Annotated in this window: 3 protein-coding genes and 1 pseudogene; 3 read left to right on the top strand and 1 reads right to left on the bottom strand. The window is 64.9% G+C overall.

Annotated elements, in window-relative coordinates; genetic code table 11:
* Positions 1-147: 147 nt before the first annotated feature.
* From ACESMD_RS12875 to glrR, 3 genes are all read left to right on the top strand, one after another.
* Positions 148-1,650: a sensor histidine kinase gene (locus ACESMD_RS12875; RefSeq protein WP_372613772.1), complete on the top strand. Its 1,503-nt coding sequence runs from the start codon at positions 148-150 to the stop codon at positions 1,648-1,650.
* Positions 1,647-2,201 (top strand): hypothetical protein, encoded by a 555-nt coding sequence (locus ACESMD_RS12870; protein ID WP_372613770.1) that lies wholly within the window; start codon positions 1,647-1,649, stop codon positions 2,199-2,201. Before ACESMD_RS12875 ends, ACESMD_RS12870 begins: the two co-directional genes overlap by 4 nt.
* Before the next feature lie 67 nt (positions 2,202-2,268).
* Positions 2,269-3,630, top strand: coding sequence for a two-component system response regulator GlrR (glrR, locus tag ACESMD_RS12865; protein WP_372613768.1), 1,362 nt, complete (start codon positions 2,269-2,271; stop codon positions 3,628-3,630).
* A 79-nt stretch (positions 3,631-3,709) separates the two neighbouring features.
* On the opposite strand, the pseudogene ACESMD_RS12860 reads toward glrR, so the two are convergent.
* Positions 3,710-4,056 (bottom strand): annotated as a pseudogene (locus ACESMD_RS12860) (peroxidase); the annotation flags it as partial.

The raw sequence follows: 4,056 nt of genomic DNA, 5'->3' as shown, positions 1-4,056 counted from the left end.
CGGTTTTCTTCACTTCGGCTTTCTCTGCATGGCATCGCTGCCAGTGTATGACGCCGGCGGGGAAGGCGCTGATCAACGGAACTCTGGTATTCTTCGAATGGATGGACCATGGCGGTGTCCCCGATTCGCTGGCAAAGAAGCAAGGTCATGACTCACCGAGTACCGCGTCGTTGGCGTCCCCGTTCGCTTCTGCAACTCGTCCTGCTCGCCTTTCTCATGGTGATGTTGCCCCTGGGTGTCCTGATGTTCCAGGCCGGACAGGCCCTCGCGGAACTCTCGCGGCTGGCCGATGTGAGTGCCCGTCAGTCCGTCGAGGAAACCCGTCGCGCCCGAGCGCTGATCTCCCTGGGCCTGGAAATGGAGCGAAGCGCGCGTCAATACGCGGTGGTCGAACAGCAAGGCCTGCTCGAGCTCTTCGATGAGCGTGTCCAGGAGTTTCGCCAGTTGCTGGCCGAGCATCGCGCCTTGTTACCGGAGAATCCGGATGTCCAGGCGGTGGGTCGGCAACTCGAGTCCCTGGCACGACTACCCGATCTGCCTATCGAGACGTTCCGCGAACGGCTTGTCGATTTCCTGCCCTTTGCCCAGCAAACCGAGGCCATGCGCCAAGCCACCAATCAGCACATCGATGGCCGCATCGATGCCATTCGTGAACGGGCCGAGAGCGTCCAGACCCGCTTATGGGTTCAGATGGCGGCGCTGGTCTCGGCCAGCCTGGTGCTGATGTTGCTGTTCACCTGGCTGATCATCCGACCGGTGCGTCAGCTTGAACGCCGTATCCTCGGCATCGGCGATGGCAGCGTCGACAAGGTCGTGCGCCCCATCCAGGGCCCGGCCGAGCTGGTCAAGCTGGATGAGCGGCTGGACTGGCTGGCCTCGCGACTCGAGGAACTCGAGGCCCAGAAGCAGCAGTTTCTGCGCCACATGTCCCATGAGCTCAAGACACCGCTGGCCAGTGTGCGGGAGGGGTCGTCGCTGCTGGCCGATGGCGTCGCCGGTGAACTCAGTCCCCACCAGCGTGAGATCCTCGATCTGATCGACGCCAGCGGTGGCGAGTTGCAGCGCTTGATCGAAGAGTTGCTCGACTACAACCTGCTCCAGCACAACCAGCCCATGGAACCGGAGTGGCTGGATATCGCCACCCTGGTCAAGGCGGTACTGGCCAAGCACCGGCTGGCGCTGCAGAATAAGGGCATGCGGGTCGACTGCTTCGATGGCCCCCTGAGATGGCATGTCGATCGAACCGCCACGATGCGGATCCTCGACAATCTGATCTCCAATGCCATCGCCTATGGAGAAGATGCGGGGGAACTGGAGATCCGGGCCCGGCGGCATCCCGACCGCCTGGTGATCGAGGTGGCCAACAGTGGTGACCCCATCGCCGTGGAAGACAGACCGCGACTCTTCGAGGCATTCTACCAGGGACGCGTTCGTCGCAAGAGCCCGCTCAAGGGCTCGGGTATCGGGCTATCGGTGGCTGCGGATTGTGCACGGTTGCAAAACGGCAGCCTGGAACTGGTGGATGATCCTCATTTCCCGGTGTGTTTTCGTCTCACCCTGCCACATCTCTCCGATACTGTGACGACGGCCCACGATAATCCGGTGCTCGGCCAAGCAACCCGCGAGCACCCAAGGAAGACAGCCTCATGATGCTTCGTCCTCTGCTGGCCTGCCTGACCGCGACCTGGCTGGCCGGTTGCGAGCTCCTGCCAGAGTCCTCCTTCGGCATTCAGGCGCCGACGCCACCGCCGGCGAGTATCGGCGGTTGCCATGCCGAGGTTCCCGACTTCGCCGAGCGGGACTGCCTGCTCCACGACTGGATCGCCTTCGGCCTCGCCGCCCAGCGCGGGGATCGAAACTGGCGCGAGGCAATGCTGACTCGCCTCGAGGGCAGCGACCCCCAACGCCGCCTGGCCCGGGCCGTGGCGCTCACCTGGGGGCGTCAGCGTCAGTGGGATCAGGCCTCGGAACTGTTCAAGGCAGACCTGCATGCCGCCCCCATCGAACTGCAGCCCATGTTGCGCTACTGGCTCAACGAGGTAGAGCGGCGACGGGCCCTGGCGGGGCGTGTGGCCAGCACCCAGGCCGAGCGGGATGCCCTGGCAGCGGAAAACGCGGCGCTGGTCGAGAAGCTGGAGGCGCTGACCGCCATCGAACAGAACATCAACCTGCGACAGCAGACCGACGGAACAGGAAGGTGATCACGTGAAGCGACCGTTACGACAACCTCCCACCGATATCTGGAACAGCCGGCCTGCCTCTCCAAGGATGGCCACCCCACATATCCTGCTGGTCGACGACGACGCGAGCCTGCTGAAATTGCTGGGGATGCGGTTGGAGAGCCGCGGCTATCGCGTCACCACGGCAGAGAGTGGGCGCCAGGCCCTCAAGGCGCTCGAAACGGATCGTCCCGACCTGGTGCTGACCGACCTGCGCATGGACGAGATGGACGGCCTGGCGCTCTTCCGGGAGATCCAGCGACGGATCCCCGGTCTGGCGGTGATCCTGCTCACCGCCCATGGCTCCATCCCCGAAGCCGTCAGCGCGACGCGAGAAGGGGTCTTCAGCTTTCTCACCAAGCCGGTGGATCGCGACGAGCTCTTTGCCGCCATCGATGAGGCCCTCGTCCAGACACCGGGCACCCTCTCGGAAGGTGACGAGGCCTGGCGCTCGGCGATCATCACCCGTAACCCCGGCATGGAGCGCATCCTGGAACAGGCGAAGATGGTGGCGGGATCGGACGTCAGCGTGCTGATCACGGGCCCCTCGGGTTCCGGCAAGGAACTGCTGGCGAGTGCCATCCATCAGGCAAGCACCCGCGCTGACCAGCCTTTCGTGGCGATCAATTGCGGGGCCCTGCCCGAGCAGTTGCTGGAGAGTGAGCTCTTCGGCCATGCCAAGGGCGCCTTCACCGGCGCGGTGAGCGACCATCAGGGGCTCTTCCAGGCCGCCGACGGCGGCACTCTCTTCCTTGACGAGATCGGCGACATGCCCCTGGCACTGCAGGTCAAGCTGCTGCGCGCCCTGCAGGAACGCCAGGTCCGTCCGCTCGGCTCGACCCAGTCGGTGCCCATCGATGTGCGGCTGATCTCCGCCACTCACCGGGATCTCGATCAGGCGATGCAGGAGGGCGAGTTCCGCGAGGATTTCTACTACCGGCTCAACGTGGTGAACCTTCGGTTGCCGGCCCTCAAGGAGCGTCCAGAGGATGTCCCCTTGCTGGCCAAGCACCTGGTGGTTCAGGCCGCCAAGCGCCACAAGCCCTTCGTCAAGGGCTTCTCGCCGGAGGCGCTCAATCTGCTGGCCTCGTCAGCCTGGCCGGGGAATGTCCGCCAACTGGTCAATGTGGTGGAGCAGTGTGTGGCCCTGACCAGCTCGGCGATGATTCCCGAGGCGCTGGTGTCCCAGGCCCTGGCCACCGAGGATCATGCCCTGCCGACCTTCAGTGACGCTCGTGCCGCCTTCGAGCGCAGCTACCTGATCAAGGTGCTCAAGATCACCGAGGGCAATGTCACCCAGGCCGCCCGCATTGCCGGGCGCAATCGCACCGACTTCTACAAGCTGTTGGCCCGCCACGACCTCGAACCAGGCCCCTTCAAGCCGGCCGCGCGCCAGGTCGAGCAGTACTGACGCCAGCCCCGGTACCGGAGCCACAACGCAAGACCCCCTGCCGAAGCAGGGGGTCTTTTGCGTCGGGTGCCCGGCGCGATCAGTCCTTCAGACGGGTCTTGCGCAGGTAGGGGAAGATGGTCTCGAACTCGCCAAATTTCGCCTTGGCGTCCTCGTCGGAGACCGACGGCGGGATGATCACATCCTGGCCGGTGGTCCAGTCGGCCGGCGTGGCCACGCCCTTGCGGGTGGTGGTCTGCAGGGCGTCCAGGGCACGCAGCACCTCGCCGAAGTTGCGGCCCACCGTCATCGGGTAGGTCATGGAGAGCTTGAGCTGCTTGTCCGGCCCGATGATGAACACCGAGCGCACGGTGGCGCTGTCGGCCGGGGTGCGCCCGTCCGGCAGGTAGGCCTCGGCCGGCAGCATGTCGAACAGCTTGGCGACCT

This window comes from Halomonas sp. (genome assembly GCF_041689495.1).
Lineage (GTDB): Bacteria > Pseudomonadota > Gammaproteobacteria > Pseudomonadales > Halomonadaceae > Halomonas.
The sequence above is the reverse complement of the archived record's forward strand: the minus strand, read 5'-3'. Positions and strand labels throughout refer to the sequence as shown.

What these genes read in the sequence shown, in the direction of transcription:
- ACESMD_RS12870 (WP_372613770.1), top strand. Translation starts at nt 1,647, where the DNA reads ATGATGCTTCGTCCTCTGCTGGCCTGCCTGACCGCGACCTGGCTGGCC.
- ACESMD_RS12875 (WP_372613772.1), top strand. Translation starts at nt 148, where the DNA reads ATGACTCACCGAGTACCGCGTCGTTGGCGTCCCCGTTCGCTTCTGCAA.
- glrR (WP_372613768.1), top strand. Translation starts at nt 2,269, where the DNA reads ATGGCCACCCCACATATCCTGCTGGTCGACGACGACGCGAGCCTGCTG.